At 61.2% G+C, this 21,113-nt stretch carries 21 protein-coding genes; 12 read left to right on the top strand and 9 right to left on the bottom strand.

The features are described 5' to 3' along the window. Window positions 1–5: 5 nt before the first annotated feature. The 3 genes from fabF (at window position 6) to EFD56_RS28525 (ending at window position 2,959) form a co-directional block, all read left to right on the top strand. Window positions 6–1,271: a beta-ketoacyl-ACP synthase II gene (fabF, locus tag EFD56_RS28515; protein WP_085742507.1), complete on the top strand. Its 1,266-nt coding sequence runs from the start codon at window positions 6–8 to the stop codon at window positions 1,269–1,271. An 81-nt stretch (window positions 1,272–1,352) separates the two neighbouring features. Further along, on the top strand, window positions 1,353–1,781 hold the full coding sequence (locus tag EFD56_RS28520) for a DUF4864 domain-containing protein (protein ID WP_010017904.1): 429 nt from the start codon (window positions 1,353–1,355) through the stop codon (window positions 1,779–1,781). A gap of 107 nt (window positions 1,782–1,888) precedes the next feature. Further along, entirely contained in the window at window positions 1,889–2,959 is a 1,071-nt protein-coding gene (locus EFD56_RS28525) for an acyltransferase family protein (RefSeq protein ID WP_126906895.1), read from the top strand. 6 nt (window positions 2,960–2,965) lie between these two features. Here EFD56_RS28525 and tgt read toward each other — a convergent pair whose 3' ends face one another. The 5 genes from tgt to coaD form a co-directional block, all read right to left on the bottom strand. Beyond that, window positions 2,966–4,096 carry a tRNA guanosine(34) transglycosylase Tgt gene (tgt, locus tag EFD56_RS28530; protein ID WP_126906896.1) on the bottom strand — a complete coding sequence of 377 codons (1,131 nt, stop codon included), beginning with the start codon at window positions 4,094–4,096 and terminating at the stop codon, window positions 2,966–2,968. Then, window positions 4,093–5,193, bottom strand: coding sequence for a tRNA preQ1(34) S-adenosylmethionine ribosyltransferase-isomerase QueA (queA, locus tag EFD56_RS28535; RefSeq protein WP_126906897.1), 1,101 nt, complete (start codon window positions 5,191–5,193; stop codon window positions 4,093–4,095). The genes tgt and queA overlap by 4 nt, the downstream gene beginning before the upstream one ends. A gap of 72 nt (window positions 5,194–5,265) precedes the next feature. Continuing rightward, complete coding sequence (locus tag EFD56_RS28540; RefSeq protein WP_004671916.1) at window positions 5,266–5,775, bottom strand: peptidylprolyl isomerase; 510 nt, start codon at window positions 5,773–5,775, stop codon at window positions 5,266–5,268. Between the two features lie 28 nt (window positions 5,776–5,803). After that, window positions 5,804–6,376, bottom strand: coding sequence for a peptidylprolyl isomerase (locus EFD56_RS28545; RefSeq protein WP_126906898.1), 573 nt, complete (start codon window positions 6,374–6,376; stop codon window positions 5,804–5,806). Between the two features lie 58 nt (window positions 6,377–6,434). Continuing rightward, entirely contained in the window at window positions 6,435–6,929 is a 495-nt protein-coding gene (coaD, locus tag EFD56_RS28550) for a pantetheine-phosphate adenylyltransferase (protein WP_064818226.1), read from the bottom strand. 90 nt (window positions 6,930–7,019) lie between these two features. On the opposite strand from coaD, the gene EFD56_RS28555 reads away from it, so the two are divergent. Continuing rightward, window positions 7,020–7,307, top strand: coding sequence for a hypothetical protein (locus EFD56_RS28555; RefSeq protein ID WP_126906899.1), 288 nt, complete (start codon window positions 7,020–7,022; stop codon window positions 7,305–7,307). A 131-nt stretch (window positions 7,308–7,438) separates the two neighbouring features. Further along, entirely contained in the window at window positions 7,439–7,594 is a 156-nt protein-coding gene (locus EFD56_RS32830) for a hypothetical protein (RefSeq protein ID WP_164736875.1), read from the top strand. A gap of 422 nt (window positions 7,595–8,016) precedes the next feature. On the opposite strand, the gene gyrA is transcribed toward EFD56_RS32830, so the two are convergent. Next, window positions 8,017–10,839, bottom strand: a complete 2,823-nt coding sequence (gyrA, locus tag EFD56_RS28560) for a DNA gyrase subunit A (RefSeq protein ID WP_085742504.1) — start codon at window positions 10,837–10,839, stop codon at window positions 8,017–8,019. A 237-nt stretch (window positions 10,840–11,076) separates the two neighbouring features. On the opposite strand from gyrA, the gene EFD56_RS28565 reads away from it, so the two are divergent. After that, window positions 11,077–11,724: a MarC family protein gene (locus EFD56_RS28565; protein WP_004671901.1), complete on the top strand. Its 648-nt coding sequence runs from the start codon at window positions 11,077–11,079 to the stop codon at window positions 11,722–11,724. Between the two features lie 102 nt (window positions 11,725–11,826). Here EFD56_RS28565 and EFD56_RS28570 read toward each other — a convergent pair whose 3' ends face one another. Then, complete coding sequence (locus EFD56_RS28570) at window positions 11,827–12,342, bottom strand: single-stranded DNA-binding protein (RefSeq protein WP_004671899.1); 516 nt, start codon at window positions 12,340–12,342, stop codon at window positions 11,827–11,829. A gap of 282 nt (window positions 12,343–12,624) precedes the next feature. Between EFD56_RS28570 and uvrA the strand changes: the two genes are divergently transcribed. Genes uvrA through EFD56_RS28585 form a run of 3 tightly spaced genes read left to right on the top strand, consistent with a single transcriptional unit; the run spans window position 12,625 to window position 16,812 of the window. Beyond that, a complete protein-coding gene (gene uvrA / locus EFD56_RS28575) occupies window positions 12,625–15,546 on the top strand; it encodes an excinuclease ABC subunit UvrA (protein WP_126906900.1) in 2,922 nt (973 codons plus the stop codon). A gap of 19 nt (window positions 15,547–15,565) precedes the next feature. Next, window positions 15,566–15,982: a GNAT family N-acetyltransferase gene (locus tag EFD56_RS28580; RefSeq protein WP_126906901.1), complete on the top strand. Its 417-nt coding sequence runs from the start codon at window positions 15,566–15,568 to the stop codon at window positions 15,980–15,982. Window positions 15,983–16,005: 23 nt separating this feature from the next. Continuing rightward, complete coding sequence (locus EFD56_RS28585) at window positions 16,006–16,812, top strand: DUF72 domain-containing protein (RefSeq protein ID WP_126906903.1); 807 nt, start codon at window positions 16,006–16,008, stop codon at window positions 16,810–16,812. 6 nt (window positions 16,813–16,818) lie between these two features. On the opposite strand, the gene EFD56_RS28590 is transcribed toward EFD56_RS28585, so the two are convergent. Next, window positions 16,819–18,291, bottom strand: a complete 1,473-nt coding sequence (locus EFD56_RS28590) for an NAD(P)H-hydrate dehydratase (protein WP_126906902.1) — start codon at window positions 18,289–18,291, stop codon at window positions 16,819–16,821. Between the two features lie 344 nt (window positions 18,292–18,635). Between EFD56_RS28590 and EFD56_RS28595 the strand changes: the two genes are divergently transcribed. The 3 genes from EFD56_RS28595 to hspQ all read left to right on the top strand — a co-directional run bounded on the left by EFD56_RS28595 (window position 18,636) and on the right by hspQ (window position 20,950). Continuing rightward, window positions 18,636–18,974, top strand: coding sequence for a P-II family nitrogen regulator (locus EFD56_RS28595; RefSeq protein ID WP_003539626.1), 339 nt, complete (start codon window positions 18,636–18,638; stop codon window positions 18,972–18,974). A gap of 78 nt (window positions 18,975–19,052) precedes the next feature. Beyond that, window positions 19,053–20,462, top strand: a complete 1,410-nt coding sequence (glnA, locus tag EFD56_RS28600) for a type I glutamate--ammonia ligase (RefSeq protein WP_004671872.1) — start codon at window positions 19,053–19,055, stop codon at window positions 20,460–20,462. A gap of 158 nt (window positions 20,463–20,620) precedes the next feature. After that, window positions 20,621–20,950 carry a heat shock protein HspQ gene (gene hspQ, locus EFD56_RS28605; RefSeq protein ID WP_004671869.1) on the top strand — a complete coding sequence of 110 codons (330 nt, stop codon included), beginning with the start codon at window positions 20,621–20,623 and terminating at the stop codon, window positions 20,948–20,950. A 63-nt stretch (window positions 20,951–21,013) separates the two neighbouring features. Here the strand turns inward: hspQ and EFD56_RS28610 are convergent. Next, the coding region (locus EFD56_RS28610) for an IS3 family transposase (RefSeq protein ID WP_164736876.1) at window positions 21,014–21,113 on the bottom strand (100 nt) is incomplete at its 5' end.

Raw genomic sequence — 21,113 nt, forward strand, 5'->3', positions numbered from 1 at the left:
ATATCATGGACCGCATTGTTGTCACCGGCATGGGACTTGTCTCGCCGCTCGCGACCGGCGTCGAACCCGCCTGGAAACGCCTTGTCGGCGGCGCCTCGGGTCTGAGGGTGCTGTCGGAGGATGTCGTCGGCGAACTCTCGGCCAAGGTCGGCGGTATCGTTCTCGGTATCACCGAGGATGTCGAGGCGGGCTTCGACCCCGACCGCTACATCACACCCAAGGACCAGAAGAAGATGGACCGCTTCATCCATTTCGCCATGGCGGCGACGGAAGAAGCGGTGAAGCAGGCCGGCTGGATGCCGACCGAGGAAGGGGAACGTGAACGCACCGCAACGATCATCGCCTCGGGCGTCGGCGGCTTTCCTGCCATTGCTGAAGCGGTGCGGATCGGCGAGACGCGCGGCGTGCGGCGGCTGTCTCCCTTCACCGTGCCTTCCTTCCTCGTCAATCTCGCCGCCGGCCAGGTCAGCATCCGCTACGGCTTCAAGGGCCCGCTCGGCGCTCCGGTGACGGCCTGCGCGGCCAGTGTCCAGGCGATCGGCGATGCGGCGCGGCTGATCCGTTCCGGCGAGGCTGATGTGGTGATCTGCGGCGGCGCCGAGGCCTGCATCGACAAGGTGAGTCTTGGTGGCTTTGCCGCTGCGCGCGCCCTTTCCACCGGTTTCAACGAGACGCCGGAGCTCGCCTCACGCCCCTTCGACACGGCCCGCGACGGTTTTGTCATGGGCGAAGGCGCCGGCATCCTGGTGATCGAGACGCTGGAGCATGCGCTTGCCCGCGGGGCGACGCCGCTTGCCGAACTCGTCGGCTACGGCACGGCAGCGGACGCCTACCACATGACATCAGGCCCCGAGGATGGCGACGGCGCACGCCGGGCGATGGAGGCAGCGCTCCGGCAGGCCAAGATCCCGGCGTCCGAGGTCAAACACCTGAACGCGCATGCCACCTCGACACCGGTCGGTGACAAAGGCGAGATCGCTGCGATCGGCACCGTCTTCGGCCGCGATGGCGCCATTGCCGTCAGCGCGACGAAATCGGCGACCGGCCATCTGCTCGGGGCCGCCGGCGGGCTGGAGGCGATCTTCACCATCCTGGCGCTGCGCGACCAGATCGCGCCACCGACCCGCAACCTGGAAAAGGTCGATCCTGATGCCGAAGGCATCGATATCGTCGGCAAGACGGCGCGCCCCGTGGCGATGGACTATGCCATCACCAACGGTTTCGGCTTCGGCGGGGTGAATGCCAGCGCCCTCTTCCGGCGCTGGTCATAAAGTTCGCTTTCCTTGCGCTGGAAATGGCCTACACTTCCGCTCTATCGGGGATCATTCCCCGATAGAGCTGGAGACAAACCCATGCGCGCCTTCTTCGCAGTTGTCTTTCTGTGTGCCGCGTCCCTCCTCTCCACCGTCTCGGCCCGCGCCGAAGATCCGATCGACACGACGCGGACGATCATCGAGGAACAGATCAAAGCCTTCCTCAAGGACGATGCCGAGACAGCCTATTACTACGCCGCTCCCGGCATCAAGGCGATGTACCCCGACAAGAACCTGTTCTTCGCCATGGTCAAGAAGAGCTACGAGCCGGTCTATCACCCCGGCAATTACGCCTTCGGCCGCAGCCGATCGATCGACAACGGCGCGCTGATCTACCACGAGGTGCTGATATCAGGTCGAGACGGCAGGGACTGGACGGCGATCTACCAGATGACCCGACAGCCGGACGGCAGCTACCGGATCAACGGCGTGCAGATCATGCCGGATGCCGACAGCAAGGGCATCTAGGCGCGCTGTTCTTGGCTGGATGAAACACTGCCCAGCATCTGGATTCGTCGCACTAACTATTTTGAAATTGTGCTGGAGTAAAAATCCGCCAGCGGGGGATTGGCAGGTTGAATACGGGCAAGCGATTTTTCACGGCTCTTGAAGCGTTGCGGGGAATCGCGGCCATCATGGTCATGTTCCTACACACTGGCGGCACCCTTGGTCCGATACCTGTCAATATCAGCTATCTTGCCGTTGACCTTTTCTTTCTTTTGAGCGGCGTCGTGCTTGCAAGTTCATACGAAAGGCAACTGGCAACGGGACAGATTACGCCTGCCGGATTTCTGCTGCAGCGCATCATTCGGCTTTATCCTGTCTATCTGCTTTCTCTGCCTGTCGGTCTTGTCAGCTATGCAATTCAATTCGGCTTCGATTACCTTACCCTCGCCGGCCTTCTGCTGAGGGCAATTCTGTTCATTCCAAACGCGGGCACGGGCGGCGCCTTTCCGTTAAACGGGCCGAGTTGGTCGCTCTTCTTTGAGCTCTGGGCTGGAGTGCTGTTTTCCGTTCTTCTGGTACGACTATCGTCCAGAATCTTGCTCGCCATCGCCATCGGGACAGCAGGTATCACCTTGTACGGAGCCCTTGGAGGCAATTTCGACATTGGCCATCAGGCGGGCTACTTCGGATTTGGCTTCTCGAGAATTTTGTTCTCGTTCTCGCTCGGGATCTGCCTTTACAGGTCGTACGAGGTTCGAACGCCGAATGCGGTCCATAGAGGCAATACCATCGGCGTTTTCCTTTGTGGTTGCCTGATTGTGATCACGAATATACCCGCCAGCACATTCTACGGTTTTCCTTATTTTGATCTTTTCATGTGCTTGGTGATTTTCCCGGCCATTGTCTGGGTCGCAATGCGCACCAGGCAGACCGGCCTTGTCGAGTTGGCATTCCGTTGGCTGGGGATCGTTTCCTATCCGATTTATGTCCTGCACGCGCCCTTCTTCGAGTTGCTGCATCTGCTGCGGCAAAAGGGCTTTGACCTTCCGGCCTCCCTGGCATCAGGCATGGTCGTGGTGATAGCGATTTTCATCATGGCCGGCATCGTCGCCATTCACTTCGACGCGCCAGTGCGCAGAAAGCTCAAGATTATGGTTGCGCCAAGACCAGCATCTGAGCTTCCCGCGGGATCGAGCTAGCATTACTCAGACCGGGTCGAGATCGCCCCTCGCCCATTCCTCCATCGTCTCCGCCATGAAATCGGCGAAGCGGCCTTCGGCGATCGCCTTGCGGATGCCCTGCATCAGTTCCTGGTAATAGGCGAGATTGTGCCAGGAGAGCAACATGCCGCCGAGCGCCTCGTTGGCGCGGACGAGATGGTGCAGATAGGCGCGGGAATAATCGCGCGAGGCCGGGCAGTTCGACTGTTCGTCGAGCGGACGCATATCCTCGGCATGACGGGCATTGCGGATATTGACCTTGCCGCGGCGGGTGAAAGCCAGACCGTGCCGGCCGGAGCGGGTCGGCATGACGCAGTCGAACATATCGATGCCGCGGGCGACCGATTTAAGGATGTCGTCTGGCGTCCCGACACCCATGAGGTAACGCGGCTTTTCCACAGGAAGCACGGGCAGCGTCGTTTCCAGCATCCGCAGCATGACATCCTGCGGCTCGCCGACGGCAAGGCCGCCGACGGCATAACCCTTGAGGTCGAGCTGGCTCAGCGCCTCGGCCGAGCGGATGCGCAGCGCCGGAATGTCGCCGCCCTGGACGATGCCGAACATCGCCTTGCCCGGCTGCTCGCCGAAGGCGACCCGGCAACGCTCCGCCCAGCGCAGCGACATTTCCATGGCGCGCTCGATCTCCTTCGGCTCGGCCGGCAGCGCCACGCATTCGTCGAGCTGCATCTGGATGTCGGAGCCGAGCAGCCCTTGGATTTCGATGGAGCGTTCCGGCGACATGTGGTGCAGGCTGCCGTCGACATGCGATTTGAAGGTGACACCCTGCTCGTCGAGCTTGCGCAGGCCGGACAGCGACATGACCTGGAAGCCGCCGGAATCCGTCAGGATCGGATGTTCCCAGCGAATGAGCTTGTGCAGGCCGCCAAGCCGGGCGACGCGCTCGGCAGTCGGGCGCAGCATCAGGTGATAGGTATTGCCGAGGATGATGTCGGCGCCGGTCTCGCGCACCTGGTCGAGATACATGGCCTTGACAGTGCCGACCGTGCCGACGGGCATGAAGGCCGGCGTGCGGATTTCGCCGCGCGGCATGGAGATTTCGCCGAGGCGGGCGCCGGCATCGGTCTTGTCAAGAGTGAATTGGAAGTTCTCGGTCATTTGTCTTTCCGGAAAAGAAGGCTCGCGTCGCCGTAGGAGTAGAAGCGGTAGCCTGTCGAAATGGCGTGTTCATAGGCCGCGTGCATGGTTTCGAAGCCTGAGAAGGCCGAGACCAGCATGAACAGGGTCGAGCGCGGCAGGTGGAAATTGGTCATCAGCATGTCGACAGCTTTGAATCGATAGCCGGGTGTGATGAAGATACCGGTAGCGCCGGCCCAGGGCTTGATCTCTCCGCTTTCCCTGGCCGCACTTTCGATCAGCCGCAGCGAGGTCGTGCCGACGCAGACGATGCGCCCGCCCCTCGCCTTGACGGCATTCAGCCGGGCGGCGATCTCGGCGCTGACATAACCGCTTTCGAGATGCATCTTGTGATCGTCGGTATCGTCGGCCTTCACGGGCAGGAAGGTGCCGGCGCCGACATGCAGCGTGACGAAATGGCGTTCGATGCCGGCCTTATCCAGCGCAGCAAACAGATCAGGCGTGAAATGCAGGCCGGCGGTGGGGGCGGCGACGGCGCCCTCCTCGCGGGCATAGATCGTCTGGTAGTCGGCGCGGTCGCGCTCATCCTCCGGCCGTTTGGCGGCGATATAGGGCGGCAGCGGAATATGGCCGACGGCGGCAATCGCCTCGTCGAGCGCCGGGCCTGTGAGATCGAAGGCGAGCGTCACTTCGCCAGCCTCGCCCTTTTCCTCGACGGTGGCATCGAGCGCGCCGAGGAAGCAGCTTTCAGCCGAATGGCCGAAGGCGATGCGGTCGCCCTCCTTGATGCGTTTGCCGGGCTTGGCAAAGGCCTTCCAGCGGCTGGGACCGACGCGCATGTGCAGCGTTGCCGACACCTGCTGGCCGCCGGCGCCGTCGCGATGGCGGATGCCTTCGAGCTGGGCAGGAATGACCTTGGTGTCGTTGAAGACGAGTGCGTCGCCGGCGCGCAGAAACGACGGCAGATCGTAAACGTGATGATCCGAGAGCGCGCTTTCCGCATGCACGCTTTCAGCATGCGGATTGACGACGAGCAGGCGCGCGCTGTCGCGCGGTTCGGCGGGCCGCAGCGCAATGCGTTCATCCGGCAGGTCGAAATCGAAAAGGTCTACGCGCATCGAGGTACTTCCAGGCAAAGCGAAACCCGCCCAGCGCTTTCGCGCGAGGGCGGGTTCCAGCAGAAATCACAATCAGACGTCGGCGGCAACCCGCATCGAGACGATCGAATCCGGATCGGAAACCGGCTCGCCGCGCTTGATCTTGTCGACATTGTCCATGCCTTCGATCACCTGACCCCAGACGGAATACTGCTTGTTCAGCCAGGGTGCGTCGGTGAAGCAGATGAAGAACTGCGAGTTGGCCGAGTTCGGGTTCTGCGAACGGGCCATCGAGCAGGTGCCGCGCACATGCGGCGTGGCCGAGAATTCGGCCTTCAGGTCCGGCTTGGAGGAGCCGCCCATGCCGGCCCGGCCGGGATTGAAGGTTTCCGAACCCTTCTTACCATATTCGACATCGCCCGTCTGAGCCATGAAATCCTGAATGACGCGGTGAAAGACGACGCCGTCATAGGCCTTCTCGCGGGCGAGTTCCTTGACGCGGGCGACGTGCTCAGGGGCGACCTGCGGCAGCAGCTGAATGACAACCTTGCCCTTGGTGGTTTCCAGAATGATGGTGTTTTCGGGATCCTTGATCTCGGCCATTGTCTTCTCCTCTCGTTTCTCTCGTAACTTACTTCTTGCCCAGGGTGACCTTGATCATCCGGTCGGGATTTGTGACTTCGCCGTTCTGGCCTTCGCCGCGCTTGATCTTGTCGACGTTTTCCATGCCGGAAACGACCTTGCCGACGACAGTATACAGGCCGTTCAGGAAAGAACCGTCGGCGAACATGATGAAGAACTGCGAATTGGCGGAATTCGGATCCTGCGAGCGGGCCATGCCGACCGTGCCGCGCACGAACGGGGTCTTGGAGAACTCGGCCGGAATGTCGGGCATGTCGGAGGAACCGGTGCCGGCAAGGCTGGCATCAAAACCCTTTTCCATGTTGCCGTATTTAACGTCGCCGGTCTGGGCCATGAAGCCCTCGATGACGCGATGGAAGGCGACGTTGTCGTATTCGCCCTTCTTGGCCAAAGCCTCGATCTGGGCGACGTGCTTCGGCGCCACCTCAGGCATCAACTGGATGACGACAGGGCCGTTCTTCAGCTGGATGGTGAGATAGTGATCGGCCGCCTGGGCGAAGGCGTCCCCCGCGAAGGAGGCCAGGTACAGCACGCCGGCGAATGCGAGATAAAAGAGTTTCATATGGGCTCCGTTGCGGCGGGTTCCGCCTGCTCTTTGCGCTTGTTAGACTTCTTGCTTGCTAGTTTGGGCGCTTGGATGTGAGGGCTTGCAAGACGGCGGACGGCACGAAAGCGCTGACATCGCCGCCCATGGCGGCGATCTGGCGGACCAATGTGGCGGTTATGGGCCGCGAAGCCGTGCCCGCCGGCAAAAAGATGGTCTGGATGTCGGGCGCCATCGCCCTATTCATGCCGGCCATCTGCATCTCGTAATCGAGGTCGGTGCCGTCGCGAAGGCCGCGGATCAGAAGCGTTGCCCCATGGGCACGGGCGGCATCGACGACCAGATTGTCGAAGGCGACGACGGTGATCTCTCCGGTCTTGCCGGGCAGCGCTTCAGCCAGCGAAAGGCGGATCAGCTCGGCCCGCTCGTCGAACGAAAAGAGCGGCGCCTTGCCAGGATGGATGCCGATCGCGACGATCACCTTTTCGGCGACGTTCAGGGCCTGGACGAGAACATCCACATGTCCGTTGGTGATCGGGTCGAAGGACCCAGGATAAAAAGCTGTCGTCATCTGGCTCGGCCGTTCGTTTGACGCCTTTTGTCACGGATGCTGCCTTGCCGCAAGTGATTTGCCCGGCAGTTTCCCGCCGCTGAACGGCGAATGAACATGCCATTCAAGGCTGTTTCAGACAGGACCTGCTTAACTCGGATCGTCAAGGCAGCCGATGCCATTCCGGCATCCGGCGTTCCCCGAAAGACCATGTCCATGCTGATCCTGCTCGTTGCACTTGCCGTCTCTTTCTCTCTCGCCGCCGAAATGGCCTATGGCTTTTTCGCCGATCGCTACGAGGTGAGCTGGGTGCGGCCGGAGCTTGCCGAACATGCAGCCATCGTGCGCGCCCAAGGCCGGCTGCGCGAACAAAGGGCCTCGAATCTGAACGCCAGATGAACGAGACATTCAAGGAGGCTTCAGATCGGCATTGCTAAACACCGCCTCAACATCCGGCGGAACCATTTTAAAACGGATGCGTTCATTCAACCGACACATAGATGCGATTATCGCGGCAGGAAGGACTAAAGATGCCCGGCAAGATTACGATGATTAACGTGCTCTGGATGGTAATGGTCACGGGCATGTTGACCGCAACTGTCGCTCTTTATGATCAGAAGGTTGAAACGTCCAAGGTTTATGGTCCCTATGCTTCGGCCCGCACGGCCGTACTGGGCCAGTACTGAGGGGCGAGAACGCAACTCCCCAGGAAAGGAATGCCTATGTTCACGATCTTGACAGTGCTCACCGCCCTTATCAGCGTCATGTTCATAGTGTCTGTAGCCTCGACGATTTCAGCGCTTCGGCGCGAAGGTGAAGAGGTAAAGGCGCTGAACGAAAAACATAGCGCATTCTGACATTCCTCCCTTCCCCACCCAAGAGCGGCACCCTTCCGCCGCCTCGGGTCATTCAAAGCCGGACGCGCCCAAGCGTCCGGCTTTTTTCTTGCGGATAAACCAGGCTAAAGCGCGTCGCACCAAACTTCATTCATGCGCCGCGCTTTAGCCCTTTGTTTTTATGCATGTCGCCCGGAACCGCTGCACACTTCCGGGCAACATGCTTTAAGCCCAAAAAGAAAAGGGCGGTCCGAAGCCGCCCTTTCACTTGATCATTCCTCGGCAGGCCCGGCCGGATCGCCATCGGCAACCGGTGTTTCGCCGGCTGAACCTTCCTCAGCAGCAGGCGCACCTTCGGCGGTCTCGACGGCTTCTTCCGTCTCGTCCTCTTCCGGCTCGCTGATGCGCTCGACCGAAACGACCTTCTCGTCCTTGGCCGTCGAGAAGATGGTGACGCCCTTGGTGGCGCGGCTGGCGATGCGGATGCCGCCGACCGGCACACGGATCAGCTGGCCGCCATCCGAAACCAGCATGATCTGATCGCCGTCATCAACAGGGAAGGCCGCAACCAGCTCGCCGATTTCGCCGGTCTTCGACGTGTCGGTGGCGCGGATGCCCTTGCCGCCGCGACCGGAGATGCGGAAATCGTAAGACGACGAGCGCTTGCCGAAGCCCTTCTCGGAGACGGTGAGCACGAACTGCTCGCGTGCCTTCAGTTCTTCATAACGCTCGTCGGAAAGCTGTCCCTCCTCGGTGACTTCCTCGCCGACGAGAGCGATATCCTCTTCATCGACACCCGTCGCGCGCCGTTCGGCGGCGGAACGCTTCAGATAGGCGGCACGCTCCCACGGCTCGGCATCGACATGCCCGACGATGGTCATCGAAATGATGCGATCGCCCTCGCCGAGATTGATGCCGCGTACGCCGATCGAGTTGCGGCCGGCGAAGACGCGGACGTCGTCGACAGAGAAGCGGATGCACTGGCCAAGCGCGGTCGTCAGCAGGACGTCGTCATGTTCCGTGCAGGTCTCGACGGAGAGGATTTCGTCGCCCTCCTCCTCGAGCTTCATGGCGATCTTGCCGTTGCGGTTGACCTGGACGAAATCCGACAGCTTGTTGCGGCGAACCGTGCCGCGGGTCGTCGAGAACATGACGTCGAGATTGTCCCAGCTCGCCTCATCCTCTGGCAAGGGCAGGATGGTGGTGATGCGCTCGCCGGGTTCGAGCGGCAGCATGTTGATCAGCGCCTTGCCGCGCGACGTCGGCGTGCCAATCGGCAGGCGCCAGACCTTCTCCTTGTAGACGATGCCGCGCGACGAGAAGAACAGAACCGGCGTGTGGGTGTTGACCACAAATAGCCGGCTAACGAAATCCTCGTCACGGGTGGTCATGCCGGAGCGGCCCTTGCCGCCGCGGCGTTGGGCGCGGTAGGTGGTGAGCGGCACGCGCTTGATATAGCCGAGATGCGAGACGGTGACGACCATGTCCTCGCGGGCGATGAGATCCTCATCGTCCATTTCGAGGCCGCCATCGACGATCTCGGTGCGGCGCGGTGTGCCGAACTCGTCGCGCACGGCGGTGAGTTCATCCTTGACGATGGTCTGGATGCGGACGCGCGAGGAAAGAATATCGAGATAATCCCGGATTTCCTCGCCTATCTTATTGAGTTCATCGCCGATTTCGTCACGGCCAAGGGCCGTGAGGCGGGCAAGACGCAGCTCGAGGATGGCGCGAGCCTGCTCCTCCGACAGGTTGTAGGTCATGTCCTCGTTGATGCGATGGCGCGGATCGTCGATCAGACGGATCAGGCTTTCGACATCTTCCGCCGGCCAGCGACGGGTCATCAGCTCTTCGCGGGCCGACTGCGGATCCGGCGCTTGGCGGATGACGCGGATGACTTCGTCGATATTGGCGACCGCAATCGCGAGACCGACCAACACATGCGCACGCTCGCGCGCCTTGCGCAGGAGGAATTTCGTTCTCCGGCTAACGACTTCCTCGCGGAAAGAAACGAAGGCGCGCAGCATGTCGAGCAGCGTCAGCTGCTCCGGCTTGCCGCCGTTCAGCGCCACCATGTTGCAGCCGAATGAGGTCTGCAGCGGCGTATAACGATAGAGCTGGTTGAGGATGACCTCGGCATTGGCGTCGCGCTTCAACTCGATGACGACGCGATAGCCCTGGCGGTCGGATTCGTCGCGCAGGTCGGAGATGCCCTCGATGCGCTTTTCGCGCACCAGTTCGGCCATCTTTTCGATCATCGTCGCCTTGTTCACCTGATACGGGATTTCGGTGATGATGATCTGCTCGCGGTCGCCGCGCATCGGCTCGATTGCTGCGACGCCGCGCATGATGACCGAGCCGCGGCCGGTCTCGTAAGCCGAGCGGATGCCGGCGCGGCCGAGAATCTTAGCGCCCGTCGGAAAATCCGGGCCGGGAATGATCTGCATCAGTTCCGGCAGCTCGATCGCCGGATCGTTGATCAGCGCGATGCAGCCGTCGATCACTTCCGACAGGTTATGCGGCGGAATATTGGTCGCCATGCCGACGGCGATGCCGCCTGCGCCGTTGACGAGCAGGTTCGGGAATTTGGCGGGAACCACCACCGGCTCGGACAGCGTGCCGTCGTAGTTGTCGCGGAAGTCGACAGTTTCCTTGTCGAGATCGTCGAGCAGCGAATGGGCGGCCTTTTCGAGCCGGCATTCGGTGTAACGTTCGGCCGCCGGCGGATCGCCGTCGACGGAGCCGAAATTGCCCTGACCGTCGATCAGCGGCAGCCGCAGCGACCAGGGCTGCGCCATGCGGGCGAGCGCATCATAGATCGCGGCATTGCCGTGCGGATGATATTTACCCATCACGTCGCCAGTGACGCGGGCGCATTTGACGTATTTTTTGTTCCAGTCGATGCCGAGCTCGGACATGCCGTAGAGGATGCGCCGGTGCACGGGCTTCAGGCCGTCGCGCACGTCGGGCAGCGCGCGGCTGACGATGACGCTCATGGCGTAATCGAGATACGACCGCTGCATTTCCTCCATGATGGAGATGGGCTCGATGCCTGGCGGGAGCTTCCCGCCGCCGGGGGGTGTTTGCTCAGTCAAAACAGATCACGATCTCTTCTAGAATCACTTGAAGATTTATAGCGGAAAGCCTGTTCCCACGCCAATTTCCGAGCGCGTTTTGAACAGGCTTTTGCGGCCGAAAAAGGGTAAAGCACAGGACTTGTGCGGCTGGACCGGACAAATCCGCCGCGGGCCGCAGCGGCATATTTGCCAAATCCAAATCCCCGCTTCACAATCGCAGAAAATCACGCACCCATATGGGCTTTCGGAGAGACGATGGCAAGCGCCGACCAATTGATCAACGCCTTCACGACGCTTCTCGTCACCATCGATCCGCCGGGCCTCGCACCCATCTTCCTGGGGCTGACCACCGGCATGAGCAGAGCCCAGCGCACCCAGGTGGCGCTGCGCGGCTCGACCATCGCCTTCATCATCCTCGCCGTCTTCGCGCTGTTCGGGGCCGGCGTGCTCGGCGTGCTCGGCATTTCGATCGGCGCCTTCCGCATCGCCGGCGGCCTGCTGCTCTTCTGGATCGCCTTCGAGATGGTGTTCGAGCGGCGCCAAGAGCGCAAGGAGAAGGCGAGCGAGGCTGCCGTCACCAAGGATCATATCGAGAATATCGCTGTCTTTCCCCTCGCTTTGCCGCTGATCGCCGGCCCGGGTGCGATCTCGGCGACGATCCTGCTTGCCGGCACGCTGCCGACCTCCGTCGAAAAAGCCCAACTGATCGCCGTCATCGCCGCCAATCTGCTGCTGACCTTCCTCATGCTGCTGATTGCCGAAAGGCTCGACCGCTTCCTCGGGGTCACCGGCCGGGCGATCCTGACACGCCTCCTTGGCGTCATCCTCGCCGCCCTTGCGGTGCAGTTCGTCGTCGACGGCGCGAAAGCGGCGCTCAATCTGATCAGCGCGACGCCGCACTAACAACGGCGCCGGCGGTAACATCTTAGCTGGAAAACAGAGAGAGCATGGTGCCGTTCAGGACACCATGCTCTCAGCTGCTTATAAAGTCAGAACCATGATCGATCAGAACGGGATGTCGTCGTCGAGATCGCGCGAGAAGTTGCCGCCGCCACCGCCGCGGCTCGGCGATGAAGAGGGAGCCGGGGCGCCGTAATCGTCGCCGTAATCATTGTTGCTGCTGCCGCCGCGGCCGCCGCCGAAGCCGGAGCTTGCGCCGCCGCCATCGCCGCGGCCGTCGAGCATCGTCAGCGTCGAGCTGAAGCCCTGCAGCACCACTTCCGTCGAGTAGCGGTCCTGGCCCTGCTGGTCCTGCCACTTGCGGGTCTGCAACTGGCCTTCGATATAGAGCTTGGCGCCCTTCTTCACATATTGCTCGACGACCTTGCACAGGCCTTCGTTGAAGACGACGACGGTGTGCCATTCGGTCTTTTCGCGGCGTTCGCCGGAATTGCGGTCACGCCAGGTCTCCGAGGTCGCGATACGAAGATTGGCGATCGGCCGGCCATCCTGAGTACGGCGGATTTCGGGATCTGCACCCACGTTTCCAACCAGAATTACCTTGTTCACGCTACCAGCCATGCTTCTCACCCTGCCTGCCGCCCTGCCCGGCGGCGTTAATCGATCAGCGCACCTTAAACCATCGCGGACCGCCAATGCGCGGAAACGGTCGTTCATCCACATGTTTCTCCATCAGAAAGCCGCATGCATTCATCAGGAATTTTGTTCTTTATTTGTTCTAGTTTATCCGTATGATCCTGTCAACAGAATCGAAAACCTTGAAGCTTCCAGGATATTCAGCCTCGACTCGCCCGCCGGCATCACTAAATAAGGGCTGTTATCCAGAAAACCAAAGCAGAGACGATGAGCGAACTGAAGACGATCTCCATCCGCGGCGCGCGCGAGCACAATCTGAAGAGCATCGATCTCGATCTGCCGCGCAACAAGCTGATCGTCATGACCGGTCTTTCGGGCTCGGGCAAATCCTCGCTCGCCTTCGACACGATCTACGCCGAAGGCCAGCGGCGCTATGTCGAGAGCCTGTCGGCCTATGCCCGGCAGTTCCTCGAAATGATGCAGAAGCCCGATGTCGACCAGATCGACGGCCTGTCGCCTGCCATTTCGATCGAGCAGAAGACCACCTCGCGCAACCCGCGCTCGACGGTCGGCACCGTCACCGAGATCTACGACTATATGCGCCTGCTCTTTGCCCGCGTCGGCGTTCCCTATTCGCCGGCGACCGGCCTGCCGATCGAGAGCCAGACTGTCAGCCAGATGGTCGACCGTATCCTCGCTTTCGGCGAAGGCACCCGTCTTTATATTCTCGCGCCGCTCGTGCGCGGGCGCAAGGGCGAATACAAGAAGGAACTGGCGGAGCTGATGAAGAAGGGCTTCCAGCGCGTCAAGGTGGACGGCCAATTCTACGAGATCGCCGAGGCGCCTGTTCTCGACAAGAAATACAAGCACGACATCGACGTCGTCGTCGACCGCATCGTTGTGCGCTCCGATGTCGCGGCGCGCCTGGCCGACAGCCTGGAGACCTGCCTGAAGCTCGCCGACGGGCTGGCGGTCGCCGAATTCGCCGACAAGCCGCTTCCGCCGGAAGAGACCGCTGCCGGCGGTTCGGCCAACAAGTCGCTTAACGAAACGCATGAGCGCGTGCTGTTTTCGGAGAAGTTCGCCTGCCCGGTTTCGGGTTTCACCATCCCGGAGATCGAACCCCGGCTCTTCTCGTTCAACAATCCCTTCGGCGCCTGCCCGACCTGCGACGGTCTCGGCGCCCAGCAGAAGATCGACCCTGACCTGATCGTGCCCGAACCCGAGCGGACGCTGCGCGACGGGGCGATCGCACCCTGGGCCAAATCGACTTCGCCCTATTACAATCAGACGCTGGAAGCGCTCGGCAAACATTACGGCTTCAAGCTCGGCACCCGCTGGAACGATCTTTCCGACGAGGCCAAGGATGTGATCCTCAACGGCACCGACGACAAGATCGAATTCCATTACGCCGACGGCGCGCGCTCCTACACGACCCACAAGAACTTCGAGGGCATCATCACCAATCTCGAGCGCCGCTGGAAGGAGACGGATTCCGCCTGGGCGCGCGAGGACATCGAGCGTTTCATGTCGGCCGCTCCCTGCCCTTCCTGCAACGGCTATCGCCTGAAACCCGAGGCGCTGGCGGTGAAGATCAACAGGCTGCATATCGGCGAAGTGACCGAGATGTCGATCCGCGTTGCGCGCGACTGGTTCGAGACGCTGCCGGCCAGCTTTAACGCCAAGCAGAACGAGATCGCCGTGCGTATCCTTAAAGAGATCCGCGACCGGCTGCGCTTCCTCAACGATGTCGGCCTGGAGTATCTGAGCCTATCGCGCAATTCCGGCACGCTGTCGGGCGGCGAAAGCCAGCGCATCCGCCTCGCCTCGCAGATCGGCTCGGGCTTGACCGGCGTGCTTTACGTGCTCGACGAGCCGTCGATCGGCCTGCATCAGCGCGACAATGCCCGATTGCTCGACACGCTGAAGCACCTGCGCGATATCGGCAATACGGTCATCGTCGTCGAGCATGACGAGGATGCGATCCTGACGGCGGACGACGTCGTCGACATCGGCCCGGCGGCAGGCATCCATGGCGGCCAGGTCATCGCCCATGGCACGCCGCAGGATATCATGGACAATCCGAAGTCGCTGACCGGCAAATATCTCTCGGGCGAACTCGGCGTGCCGGTTCCAGACGAGCGCCGCAAGCCGAAGACGGGTCGGGAGATCAAGGTCGTCGGCGCGCGCGGCAACAATTTGAAGAATGTCACCGCCTCGATCCCGCTCGGCGTCTTCACAGCGGTGACCGGCGTTTCCGGCGGCGGCAAGTCCACCTTCCTGATCGAGACGCTGTATAAATCGGCGGCGCGCCGCGTCATGGGTGCGCGCGAAATCCCCGCCGATCATGACCGGATTGACGGTTTCGAGCATATCGACAAGGTGATCGACATCGACCAGTCGCCGATCGGCCGCACGCCGCGCTCGAACCCGGCGACCTATACCGGCGCCTTCACGCCGATCCGCGACTGGTTCGCCGGCCTGCCGGAAGCCAAGGCGCGCGGCTATCAGCCGGGCCGCTTCTCCTTCAACGTCAAGGGCGGACGCTGCGAAGCCTGCCAGGGCGACGGCGTCATCAAGATCGAGATGCACTTCCTGCCCGATGTCTACGTCACCTGCGACGTCTGCCACGGCAAGCGCTATAACAGAGAGACGCTCGACGTCACCTTCAAGCAGAAATCGATCGCCGACGTGCTCGATATGACGGTGGAGGAAGGCGTCGATTTCTTCGCGGCGGTACCGGCCGTGCGTGACAAGCTGCAATCGCTGAAGGATGTCGGCCTCGGCTATATCAAGGTCGGCCAGCAGGCCAATACGCTTTCGGGTGGCGAGGCGCAGCGCGTCAAGCTCGCCAAGGAGCTGTCGAAGCGCTCGACCGGGCGCACGCTTTATATTCTCGACGAACCGACGACGGGACTGCATTTCCACGATGTTGCCAAGTTGCTCGAAATGCTGCACGAGCTGGTCAATCAGGGCAATTCGGTTGTGGTGATCGAGCACAATCTCGAAGTCATCAAGACGGCCGACTGGGTGCTCGATTTCGGCCCCGAGGGCGGCGATGGCGGCGGCGAGATCGTCGCTACCGGCACGCCCGAGGCAATCGTCAAGGAGAAGCGGTCCTATACCGGACAGTTCCTCAAGGAATTGCTGGAACGGCGACCAGCCAAGAGGGCGGCTGCGGCGGAATGACAATGAGGCTGGGGTCACGATGCTGACGGCAGCCGCCTATCGCCCCTATACCGAACTCTTCGGCTCGCCACCGATCCCGGTGACGGAAGACTACACGCCACGGATCGAACGCGGCGAGGTGTGGCTGCGTGACATCGACGGCGAAATCGCCGGCCTCACGGTGGTCGAACGGCATTCGGATCACCTCATGCTGTTCAGCATCGCGGTCCCGCCGGCCTTTCAAGGCGCCGGCCACGGGCTGGCGATGCTCGAATGGCTGGAGGCCAAGGCGCGCGAATGGGTGCTGCCTGAGATCCGGCTCTATACCAATGCCAGGATGGAGCGGAACATCGCGCTTTATCGCGCCTTCGGATTTCAGGAAACGGGTCGCCGACCGAACCTGTATCCGCCAGGATGGACCCTCGTCGACATGACGAAAGAGATAGATGCGGCCTGATGGCTGCCAACTGGGAGGACGACATGACGAAATCCGGCACTATCCGCACCGGCATCGGCGGCTGGACCTTCGAGCCGTGGCGCGGGCATTTCTTTCCCGATGACCTCAAACAGAAGGACGAGCTGCATTATGCCAGCCGCCAGCTGAAGGTCATCGAGGTCAATGGCACCTATTACAGCACCCAGAAGCCGGCCGTCTTTGCCAAATGGGCGGCCGATGTGCCCGAAGGTTTCATCTTTTCGCTGAAGGCGACGCGGTTCGTCACCAACCGGCGGGTGCTCGCCGAAGCCGGGGAATCGATGGAGCGGTTCCTGTCATCTGGAATTAGCGAGCTCGGCGATCATCTCGGGCCGCTGCTCTGGCAGTTCGCGCCGACGAAGAAGTTCGATCCGGACGATTTCGAGGCCTTCCTGAAGCTGCTGCCGGCAAAACAGGACGGGCTGGCGCTTCGCCACGTCGTCGAGGTCCGCCACGATTCCTTCAAGGTGCCGGAATTCGTCGCCCTGCTTGCCAAATATGGCGTGGCGCCGGTTTGCGCCGAACATTTCGAATATCCGATGATCGCCGACGTCACGGCCGATTTCGTCTATGCCCGGCTGCAGAAAGGATCGGACGACATTGCGACCTGCTATCCCGACAAGGACTTGAAGGCCTGGGCGGAGCGGCTCGAGACTTGGGCGGAAGGCAAGGTCCCCGATGATCTGCCGCTGATCGATAAAGGGCGCGAGGTCAAGGTCGAGCCGCGCGACGTCTTCGCCTTCATGATCCATGAGGGCAAGGTGAATGCACCGCATGGGGCAATCGCCCTGCAGAAACTGCTGACGAAATAAATCGAACTACAACGGCAGTACCGCCGCTGCGAGATCTTCCGCCGTCAGGCCTTTGCCGGCGCGGCGGGCGGCCTCTCCATGCAGCCAGACGCCGGCGGCCGCCGCCTCGAAGGCCGGCAGTCCCTGGGCGAGCAATCCGCCGATGATGCCGGCGAGCACATCGCCGGAACCGGCGGTCGCAAGCCAGGCAGGCGCATTGGTATTGATCAATGCGCGGCCGTCCGGCGAGGCGATGACGCTATCGGCGCCTTTATAGACGATCGCGGCATTGGCCCGGCGGGCGGCGGCCAGGGCCTTGTCGACCTTGCCCAGCGCATCGTCGCCACCGATGTCGGGAAACAGCCGCGAAAATTCGCCTTCGTGCGGTGTCAGCACCAGGCGCGGCTCGCCTCGGAAAAGATCGAAAAGCTGTTGCGGATCGTCCTTGAACGAGGAGATGCCGTCAGCGTCGAGCACCAGCCGGCGATCGGCAAGAGCCGCGACATAGGCGCACGCCCTGGCACCGATACCGAAACCGGGGCCGAGGACGAAGGTCTGCAGCCGGGAGTCCGACAGCCATTTTTCGAGTTCGGCGGCATCGTCGATCGCATGCAGCATGACGGCTGTGAGATGCGCGGCACTGGCGGCCACCGCCGCATGGGGCGCTGCAATCGTCACCAGGCCGGCACCGGCCTTCAGGCCGGAGGCCGCCGACATCCGCGCGGCACCCGTCTTGTCGGCCTCGCCCGAGAAGACGACCAGATGGCCGCGCTTGTATTTGTGGGTCTCCAACTGCTCGGGCGGCAGCACGGCCTTCCAGGCATCCGGTTTGTTCTCGGCGATGATACCGCCCGCCTCGGCCCTGACGATGCGGGCGGGAATGCCGATATCGAACACCGCCAGTTCACCGCAAAGCTCCCTGCCCGGCATCAGCAGATGGCCGGGCTTGCGTGTCATGAAGGTGATGGTGTTGCGCGCCCGGAAGGCCGCGCCCAGCACCTTGCCGGTGCGGCCGTCGAGACCGGAGGGCAGGTCGATCGAAAGCACGGGGATGTCGGCCACGGCAACCTGCTCGACCACGGTGCGGACAGCGGCCGGTACCGGGCGTGCGAGCCCCGCGCCGAACAGACCGTCGACGACGACATCGCCGCTTTCGGGCCGGTAGAGCTCAAGCCCCTGCCCCTGAAGCGCGCAGCCGGCCCGGGCGCGGGCGGCGTCACCCTTCAGCGTCGCCGGATCGCCCAGATGAAACAACGCGACGTTCGCCCCGCTCTCCTGCAGATGTCGTGCCGCCACATAGGCGTCGCCGCCATTGTTGCCGGGTCCGCAGAACACGGCCAAACGCAGGGCGCCGGGATAAAGTCGCAACGCGGCGGCCGCAGTCGCGGCCCCTGCTTTTTCCATCAGCCCGAAACTATCGATTCCGGATTTCGCCGCTGCAGCGTCGACGGCAGCCATCTCGGCGGGTGTGAGGAGAAGGTCGGACAGATGTTCGCTCATCAGCCTATTCAATTCAAAAAACGCCCAAAAAACAACCGTCTGCAGCAGCAATGAAAAGCACGCTTTTATGCATTTGCCTATCTTTTCATCACCACTAGGGACGCTCCCGGATTCGCGGAGAAAGCGGACTTTTTCGGTTTCCGGCACGATTTTTGACGGGAACCCATGTTTTTCCACCTCTTCGGTCGCCAAATCGACATGGAATTCCCGGCAAACGCGCCGGTTTTGACAAAATCGACGTCTTTTTTCATCAAGATGGATTTCAAACTGGCACGATATCTGCATCATATCCGGCGAGCGGGAAACATCCTGCCATAACAGGAGAAGCGGAGAGACATTTTCTCATGAAAAAGATCGAAGCGATCATTAAGCCCTTCAAGCTGGACGAAGTGAAGGAAGCCCTTCAGGAAGTCGGCCTGCAGGGTATCACAGTCACGGAAGCCAAGGGCTTCGGTCGTCAGAAAGGCCACACGGAACTCTACCGCGGCGCCGAATACGTCGTCGACTTCCTGCCAAAGGTGAAGGTCGAGGTCGTACTGGCCGACGAAAACGCGGAGGCCGTCATCGACGCGATCCGCAAGGCGGCGCAGACCGGCCGCATCGGCGACGGAAAGATCTTCGTCTCCAATGTCGAAGAGGTTATCCGCATCCGCACCGGCGAGACCGGCATCGATGCCATCTGACCACTTTGCCTACCGCGCAAAGTCCGATACCGTCATCGCGCCCACCTATTGTCATTGCAAATTGGAGGAAGGTATTTAATGGCGACCGCAAGCGAAATTCTGAAGCAGATCCAGGAAAACGACGTGAAGTTCGTTGATCTGCGTTTCACCGACCCGAAGGGCAAGTTGCAGCATGTGACGATGGACGTTGCCTGCGTTGACGAAGACATGTTCGCTGACGGCGTGATGTTCGACGGCTCCTCGATCGGTGGCTGGAAGGCCATCAACGAGTCCGACATGGTGCTGATGCCCGATACCGAAACGGTGCATATGGACCCGTTCTTCGCTCAGTCGACCATGGTCATCGTCTGCGACATCCTCGATCCGGTCTCCGGCGAGGCCTATAACCGCGACCCGCGCGGCACCGCCAAGAAGGCCGAAGCCTATCTCAAGGCCTCCGGCATCGGCGACACGATCTTCGTCGGCCCGGAAGCCGAATTCTTCGTTTTCGACGACGTCAAGTATAAGGCAGATCCGTACAATACGGGCTTCAAGCTGGATTCGACCGAACTGCCGTCGAACGACGACACCGATTACGAAACCGGCAACCTCGGCCATCGTCCGCGGGTCAAGGGCGGCTATTTCCCGGTTCCGCCGGTCGACAGCGCCCAGGATATGCGTTCGGAAATGCTGACGGTTCTCTCCGAAATGGGCGTCGTCGTCGAAAAGCATCACCATGAAGTGGCAGCCGCCCAGCACGAACTCGGCATCAAGTTCGACACGCTGGTGCGCAACGCCGACAAGATGCAGATCTACAAATACGTCGTGCACCAGGTGGCGAACGCCTATGGCAAGACGGCGACCTTCATGCCGAAGCCGATCTTCGGCGACAACGGCTCGGGCATGCACGTGCACCAGTCGATCTGGAAGGGCGGCAAGCCGACCTTCGCCGGCGACGAATATGCCGGTCTTTCCGAGAGCTGCCTGTACTATATTGGCGGCATCATCAAGCATGCCAAGGCGATCAACGCCTTCACCAACCCGTCGACGAACTCCTACAAGCGTCTCGTTCCGGGTTATGAAGCGCCGGTGCTGCTTGCCTATTCGGCCCGCAACCGCTCGGCCTCCTGCCGCATTCCATTCGGCTCCAACCCGAAGGCCAAGCGCGTCGAAGTCCGCTTCCCGGATCCGACCGCCAACCCCTACCTCGCCTTCGCCGCCATGCTGATGGCCGGCCTCGATGGCATCAAGAACAAGATCCATCCCGGCAAGGCCATGGACAAGGATCTCTACGATCTGCCGCCGAAGGAATTGAAGAAGATCCCGACCGTCTGCGGTAGCTTGCGCGAAGCGCTCGAAAGCCTCGACAAGGACCGCAAGTTCCTGACCGCCGGCGGCGTCTTCGACGATGATCAGATCGATGCCTTCATCGAGCTGAAGATGGCAGAGGTGATGCGTTTCGAAATGACGCCGCACCCGGTCGAATACGACATGTACTATTCGGCCTGATCCAGCGAAGATTGAAAGCCCTGGCTTGCCGGGGCTTTCACCTCCCACGTCACGGACGCAAATGGCGAGGATATGACGTTCATGTGACGGACTGCGCTCAAAAATCTTGATTTATGAGCCACCAATCACCAAATTCGGTGATGAAAGGAAGTCGTACCATGAAAGAAAGACTAGCAAAGTTCAGTATCGGCGAAGTGGTCCGGCACAAGGTTTTTCCGTTTCGCGGCGTGATCTTCGACGTGGATCCGGAGTTTGCCAATACGGAGGAATGGTGGAATTCCATTCCCGCCGAGGTGCGCCCGAGCAAGGATCAGCCCTTCTACCACCTGCTCGCCGAAAATGACGAGAGCGAATATGTCGCTTATGTCTCCGAGCAGAATCTGGTGAACGACGAGAGCGGGACACCGCTTCGCAATCCGCAGATCTATCAGATTTTTGATCAGGCCCCGTCAGGGCAGTTCAGACCCAAGATGAGCTTCGCCCACTAGATCAGACGCGCCGACGTTCAAACAAGGCCTCGCCTCTGAACTGACCCCCAAAAGTTGGAAGGTCTAAAGGCTGGGGAGATTTAGGGGCTGGGTCCTGTATTGTACAGGGCTCAGCCCTTTGAGTTTCAGTTTGATACGCTGATGATTATAGTAGTTGATGTAG

Source organism: Rhizobium phaseoli (assembly GCF_003985125.1).
In the GTDB taxonomy this organism is placed as follows: Bacteria; Pseudomonadota; Alphaproteobacteria; order Rhizobiales; family Rhizobiaceae; genus Rhizobium; species Rhizobium phaseoli.